We start from the raw sequence: 6,250 nt of genomic DNA on the forward strand, positions 1-6,250 counted from the left end.
TCAGTCGTCGTGCGGTGTCGGTGCCTTGACCGCGAGCACCGGCACCGGGGATTCCAGCAGTACGCGCTGGGCGGTGCTGCCGAGGATGAGTTTGCCGACGGGGGAGCGACGGCGCAGCCCGAGGACGATCAGGCCGACGTCCTCGGCGGCGGCCGCCTTCAGGAGCTCGCCGGCGACGTCGCCGTTCGAGACTGCCTGCTGGATGGTGACCTCGACGCCGTGCTCGCGCAGCTTCGCCGAAGCTGTCTCGAGCTCGGCCTCGTTGGCGTAGCGGGCGTCGATGTAGGCGTCACCGCGACTGGTGTTCAGCAGGAGCACCGAGGCGCCGCGCAACGAGGCTTCGCGGCCGGCGGCGTCGAGTGCAGCCTCGCCTTCGGCCGTGGGGACATAGCCAACCAGGATCTTCACAGGGTCACTCTCTCATTCTAGGGTGTGTCTCTTGCTTCCCCGCCTACTGCGCTGCACTCGGCACGGCACCTCGGCGCACTGGAGGAAAGGCCACGATGGAAAAGCATCGAGGCCTCCCCTCCAGCACACCGAGCCACCGCACCGAGCACATGCTCGCTACGGCGCGGAACCAAGAGACACACCCTTGCGGCCCATCAGTCATCCTCGCCGAAGGTCAGTCGCTGGTGGGCGGGCTGCGTGCCGCGCAGGCGCGCGACGATCCTCGGCAGGTACGGGACGAACAGCGCGAGCACGGTCAGCACGATGATGACCAGGCTCAGCGGCCGGGTGAAGAAGACGCTGGCGTCTCCGTTGGAGATGACCAGTGCCCGGCGGAACTGCTCCTCCATCGTCGGGCCGAGGATCACGCCGAGGATGACCGGTGCGATCGGGAAGTCGAGTTTGCGCATGAAGAACCCGACGACACCGATGACGAGCGCCATCAGCACCTCGTAGCCGGAGCCGGAAAGCGAGTACACGCCAAGGCACGCGAAGACGAGAATTCCGGCGTACAGGAGGGGGCGGGGGACCTTCAGGACCTGCACCCAGAGACCGATCAGCGGCAGGTTCATGATCAGCAGGATCAGGTTGCCGATGTAGAGGGACGCGATCAGCGTCCAGACCAGCGTGCTGTTGTTCTCGAACAGTTGCGGTCCGGGCTGCACGTTGAAGATCTGGAACGCCGCGAGCATCACCGCGGCCGTCGCCGACGTCGGCAGACCGAGCGTCAGCAGCGGGACCAAGACACCGGAGAACGATGCGTTGTTCGCGGCCTCCGGACCTGCAACACCCTCGATCGCGCCGTTGCCGAACTCGTCGCGACCCTTCTTGCGCGCCCGCCGCCGCTCGATCGAGTAGGACAGGAACGTCGGTACTTCGGCGCCACCGGACGGGATCGCGCCGAACGGGAACCCGAGCGCGGTCCCGCGCAACCACGGCGCCCACGACCGCTTCCAGTCGGACTTGGTGAGATACCCGGTCCGCAACCGCCCCTTCTCCAGTACGGCGGGCCGATCCGGAGTCGACCGTAGTTTCGACGCCACGTGCAGCGTCTCGCCGATCGCGAACAGACCGACGATGACGATCACCACGTCGATGCCATCGAGCAGTCGCAGCGAACCGAACGTGTAGCGCGGTGCGCCCGACAGACTGTCCAGACCGATCAGCCCGATGAACAGACCGACCGTCAGCGACAGCAACCCGCGAACCATCGAGTGACCGACGAGCGCAGTCACCGCGACCATCGCGAGCAGCGTGACGGCGAAGTAGTCAGTGGCCTGGAAGTTGCTGGCCAGACTCCCGAGCGGCTTCGCGACGAACGTCAGCAGCACGGTCGAGATGGTGCCGGCCACGAACGACCCGATCGCCGCTGTTGCGAGCGCCGCCCGAGCGCGACCTTTCAAAGCCATCTTGTGGCCCTCGATCGCCGTCGCGACCGAGGCTGATTCGCCTGGGGTGTTGATCAGGATCGAGGTGGTGGACCCGCCGTACATGGCGCCGTAGTAGATCCCGGCGAACATGATGAACGCGCCGATCGGGTCGGAGAAGTTGAAGGTGATCGGCAGCAGCAGCGCGATGGTGAGCGCCGGGCCGATGCCGGGGAGGATGCCGACGAGCATGCCGAGGGTGACGCCGAGGACGGCCCACAGCAGGTTCATCGGGTCGAGGACGGTACCGAATCCGTGCAGCAGGTCGCTGCCGACACCAAGCGCGATCACAGGCCGAGCACCCCTTCCGGCAGGGAGATGTCGAGGAAGCGGGTGAAAGCGACGTACACGACAATTGCGAGAACGACGGCCACTACCACGTCACGAACGAGTTGCCGGCTACCGAGCACCCGGGCCACGGCGAAGAACAGCAGTGCGGTCGCGATCAGATAGCCCAGCGGTACGACGAGAAGCGCGTACAGCACGAGGAGCGCGGACAGCGCTACCGGCTCGAACCAGCTTCGGTCACCGTCGGCCTTGGCCGTCTTCGGTGCGCGCAGTCCCTCGATCAGGTAGCCGATCGAGAAGAGGAGCCAGGCCGTTGTCACGAGCAACGGAAAGAATCGCGGTCCGGCCGGGTCGAAACCCTTCGGACTACGGATGTCGAAGACGCCTACCAGGAACGTCGCGCTGAGGACGATCAGCACGATCGCCGCGATGATCCGGACCAGCCGGGACGCCTCGACCTCGACGTCGGCGGCCTTGGGAGCTTCGACTTCTTCGGTAGCGCTCATACGATCCCCAGCTCCTTCAGGAGAGCCTGCACGCGCGTGGTCTCGTCAGCGATGAACTTGCTGGCGTCGTCACCGGTCTTGAAGAACTCTGTCCAGCCCTGCTTCTTGCGGATCTCGTCCCACTCCGGCGACGTGTTCACCTTCGTCACGAACTCGATCAGCCGCTGCCGGTCCGCATCCGGGATCCCGGGCGGTGCCACGATCGCCCGCCAGTTCTGGACCTCGGCGTCGTACCCCTCGGACTTCATCGTCGGAAGCTTCTTACCGTCGACGGTGAGCTGCTCGGCGCCGGTGGTCGCGAGCACGCGCATCTTGCCGGCGGTGATCTGCTCCTCGAACTCGCTCATCCCGGAGATGCCGACGGTGACGTCACCGGACAGGATCGCCGCGGTCGCCTCGCCGCCACCGGAGTAGCTGATGTACTTCACCTTCGCCGGATCCAGGTTGGCGGCCTTCACCAGAGTGCCCGCCGTGATGTGGTCCGTGCCGCCGATGGTGCCACCGCCCCAGCTGACCTGAGCCGGGTCGGCCTTGTAGAGGTCGACCAGGTCCTTGAGAGTCTTCAAGGGGGAGTCGGCCTTGACCACGATCACCTCTTGCTCGGCGGTGATCGTCGCGATCGGGGTGGTGTCGGAGACCTTGATCTGGGACTGGTTCAGCGTCAGCGCGCCGACCATCACCAGGCCGGTGATCATCAGCGTGTGCGGGTCCTTGCGGTTCTTGGTGACCAGCTTGGAGATCCCGACCGCCCCGCCGGCACCGGTCACGTTCACGACCGAGACGGAACGGTCGGCCAGCAGTTTGTCTTCCTGGATCACGTGCTGGAACTGCCGTGCCGTCAGATCCCAGCCGCCACCAGGGGCAGCGGGGACCATGATCTCCACGTTGCGGCTCGGGAAGTCACCGGCGACGCTGCCGCCGTCGAGTGTCTTCGACAAGGCCGAGCAGCCGCTGAGCAGCAGACTGCCGGCCAGGCCCGCGGCGACGAGCGCCGTCCTGGCCAGTGCCGTCCGGGTTCGGGCCGTCCGGGTTCGGGCCATGCGATGCCTCCGGGGGCGTCGGGATGGAATGCCGAAAAACGTAGCAGCATTCCACCAGGGGGTACAGAGATTCCGTTCTGCGGTACGCAGGTCTATCGTCGGAAGGAGACACCCGAGAGAGGGGATTCGGATGGCCGACGGTGACGGGGTTCGCAGTGTGCACCGTGCTCTGGACTTACTCGAACGTTTTGATGACGAGCACCCTAGCTGGACGCTGGCCGCGCTCACCACAGCCAGTGGGTTGCCGAAGACAACAGTTCTGCGACTGGTGACGACGCTGGAGCAGCGCGGTCTGGTGGCCGCGATCGGTCCGGGCAAATACGCGATCGGTCCGGGCTTCCTGCGCTGGTCGCGGCTGAGCAGCGCGACGATGGAGATCCCGCCGGCCGTCCGCGCCGCGATGGGCCGGCTGGCCGCCGACACCGGCGAGACCGCCAACCTCTATATCCGCGTCGGCCGCACCCGAGTCTGCCTCGCCCAGGCGCTGGGCACGCTCAGCATTCGGCACTCGATTGCTGTCGGCTCCTCGATGCCGTTGTGGAGCGGCGCCGCGTCGAAGGTCCTGCTCACCGACCCGCCGGTGCTGTCAGTGGATCCGTCCGTGATCGAAGAGATCGCTCTGGAAGCACCCCGGCCGCCCGGTTTCGCGAAGCGACTCCGCGGTGCCGCCGCCGATGCCGCCGCTCGCGGCTTCGCGATCAGCCACGGTGAGCGCGAGCTCGGCGCCTCCGGCGTGGCCGCGCCGATCCGCCGCCCCGACGGCCGAGTCGTCGCTGCCATCGCCATCGGCGGCCCCACCACCCGCTTCAGCGACGACCGCCTTCCGGCCTACATCAACGCCGTACGGCGGTGTGCCGCGACCATCAATACGACCAACTGGAGCGGCTTCAGTGCAACCTGACGCAGACCTGCTGGCCGGAGTGCGGGTGCTGGACCTGACGAATGTGTTGGCGGGCCCGTTCGCCGGATATCAGCTCGCACTGATGGGCGCAGATGTCATCAAGGTTGAGGTGCCAGGCACGGGAGACCTGGCACGCAACCTCGGGGGAGACCCCGAGCTCTCCGCTGCTGGTCTCGGGATCTCGTTCCTGGCTCAGAACAGCGGGAAGCGCTCTCTCACCCTCGACCTCAAGAACCCCGCCGGCCGCGAAATCTTCGAGCGTCTGGTCCGCGAGGCCGACGTACTGCTGGAGAACTTTCGCCCCGGCGTCCTGGCCCGCCTCGGCTTCCCGGCCGAAACCCTGCGCGAGCTCAACGCCGGGCTCGTCTACTGCGCCGTCTCCGGCTTCGGCCAGACCGGTCCGATGCGCGGGCGACCGGCGTACGACCAAATCATCCAGGGCCTGTCCGGGATCATGAGCGTCACGGGAACACCAGAGAGCGCTCCAACGCGGACCGGCTTCCCGATCGCGGACACACTCGGCGGCTATGCGGCCGCGTTCGCGATCTCGGCGGCGCTCGTGAAGCGCTCTCGCACCGGCATCGGCAGCTTCCTCGATGTGTCGATGCTCGAGACTGCCGTTGCCGCCATGGGCTGGGTCGTCTCCGACTATCTTGTCGGCGGCCGCATTCCACGGGCCATGGGCAACGAAAACGCCACCTCCGCTCCCTCCGGCACGTTCCGTACCGCCGAGGGGGCGCTCAACATCGCGGCCAACAAACAGGAGCAGTACGTCGAACTCTGTCGCGTACTCGACCGCCGCGACCTCCTGACCGACGAGCGCTTCGCCACCCGCGAGTCCCGCAAGACCCACCGCGCTGAGCTCAAAGCCGAACTCGAGAAGACGCTCGTGCAAGCCTCAGCCGCGCACTGGGACAGCCTCCTCGCCGATTCCGGCGTACCGGTCGCTCCCGTTCTCACTGTCGAGGAAGCGCTCTCTCTCGATCAGCTAGCCGAGCGCGAACTCTTCCACGAGGTCCCGATGCCCGACGGCCGAGAGCGCTCTCTGCGCGTTCTCGGCAGCAGTGTCCACGTCGACGGCCAAGCGGTGGGCCCGTCCAGCCGCCCACCTCGTCTAGGTGAACACACCACCGTCATCCTCGCCGAACTTGGCTACACGCCCGCCGAGATAGCAGCGCTCGCCGCGAAAGGCGCCACATGACCAGTACGACGGATGCCGCGGACTGGTGGTCCACCGGAATCTCCGACATCGGCCCCGGCAGTATCCGCTTCCACGGCTATGCCATCCAGGACCTGATCGGCGAGGTCACCTTCCCGCAGATGATCTGGCTGATGACCCGAGGCGACCTCCCAACGATCGGCCAAGCTCGCCTCCTCGAATGCGCCCTCGTCGCCGCCGTTGACCACGGCCCGCAAGCCCCGTCGATCGCCGCCGCCCGGATGGCCGTCTCCTGCGGCCTCCCCATCAACAACGCCATGGCCACCGGCGTGAACCTCCTCGGCGACATCCACGGCGGCGCCGGCCAGCAATGCCTCGAGCTCCTTTACACCCTGCACGAAACCGGCGCCGACCCTCGCGACGTCATCGCGTCATACAAGTCCCGCAAGGCCTTCATCCCCGGCTTCGGCCACCGCTTCCAC

General features: G+C 66.8%; 7 protein-coding genes. 3 read left to right on the plus strand and 4 right to left on the minus strand.

Annotated features, from left to right (window positions below; all coding sequences use genetic code 11):
* From E1263_RS30195 to E1263_RS30210, 4 genes are all read right to left on the minus strand, one after another.
* Positions 1-408 (minus strand): universal stress protein, encoded by a 408-nt coding sequence (locus E1263_RS30195; RefSeq protein WP_132173508.1) that lies wholly within the window; start codon positions 406-408, stop codon positions 1-3.
* Positions 409-602: 194 nt separating this feature from the next.
* Positions 603-2,165, minus strand: a complete 1,563-nt coding sequence (locus tag E1263_RS30200; protein ID WP_272949706.1) for a tripartite tricarboxylate transporter permease — start codon at positions 2,163-2,165, stop codon at positions 603-605.
* Positions 2,162-2,668, minus strand: a complete 507-nt coding sequence (locus E1263_RS30205; protein ID WP_132173510.1) for a tripartite tricarboxylate transporter TctB family protein — start codon at positions 2,666-2,668, stop codon at positions 2,162-2,164. The genes E1263_RS30200 and E1263_RS30205 overlap by 4 nt, the downstream gene beginning before the upstream one ends.
* Positions 2,665-3,708: a Bug family tripartite tricarboxylate transporter substrate binding protein gene (locus E1263_RS30210; protein WP_238161656.1), complete on the minus strand. Its 1,044-nt coding sequence runs from the start codon at positions 3,706-3,708 to the stop codon at positions 2,665-2,667. The genes E1263_RS30205 and E1263_RS30210 overlap by 4 nt, the downstream gene beginning before the upstream one ends.
* Before the next feature lie 130 nt (positions 3,709-3,838).
* Here E1263_RS30210 and E1263_RS30215 point away from each other — a divergent pair, with 130 nt between their 5' ends.
* The 3 genes from E1263_RS30215 to E1263_RS30225 form a co-directional block, all read left to right on the plus strand.
* Positions 3,839-4,609, plus strand: a complete 771-nt coding sequence (locus E1263_RS30215) for an IclR family transcriptional regulator (RefSeq protein WP_132173512.1) — start codon at positions 3,839-3,841, stop codon at positions 4,607-4,609.
* Positions 4,599-5,810, plus strand: coding sequence for a CaiB/BaiF CoA transferase family protein (locus tag E1263_RS30220; RefSeq protein WP_132173514.1), 1,212 nt, complete (start codon positions 4,599-4,601; stop codon positions 5,808-5,810). The genes E1263_RS30215 and E1263_RS30220 overlap by 11 nt, the downstream gene beginning before the upstream one ends.
* A partial coding sequence (locus E1263_RS30225; protein ID WP_272949707.1) for a citrate/2-methylcitrate synthase occupies positions 5,807-6,250 on the plus strand: 444 nt, incomplete at its 3' end. The genes E1263_RS30220 and E1263_RS30225, both read left to right, overlap by 4 nt.

Source organism: Kribbella antibiotica, from assembly GCF_004349055.1.
Taxonomy (GTDB): domain Bacteria; phylum Actinomycetota; class Actinomycetes; order Propionibacteriales; family Kribbellaceae; genus Kribbella; species Kribbella antibiotica.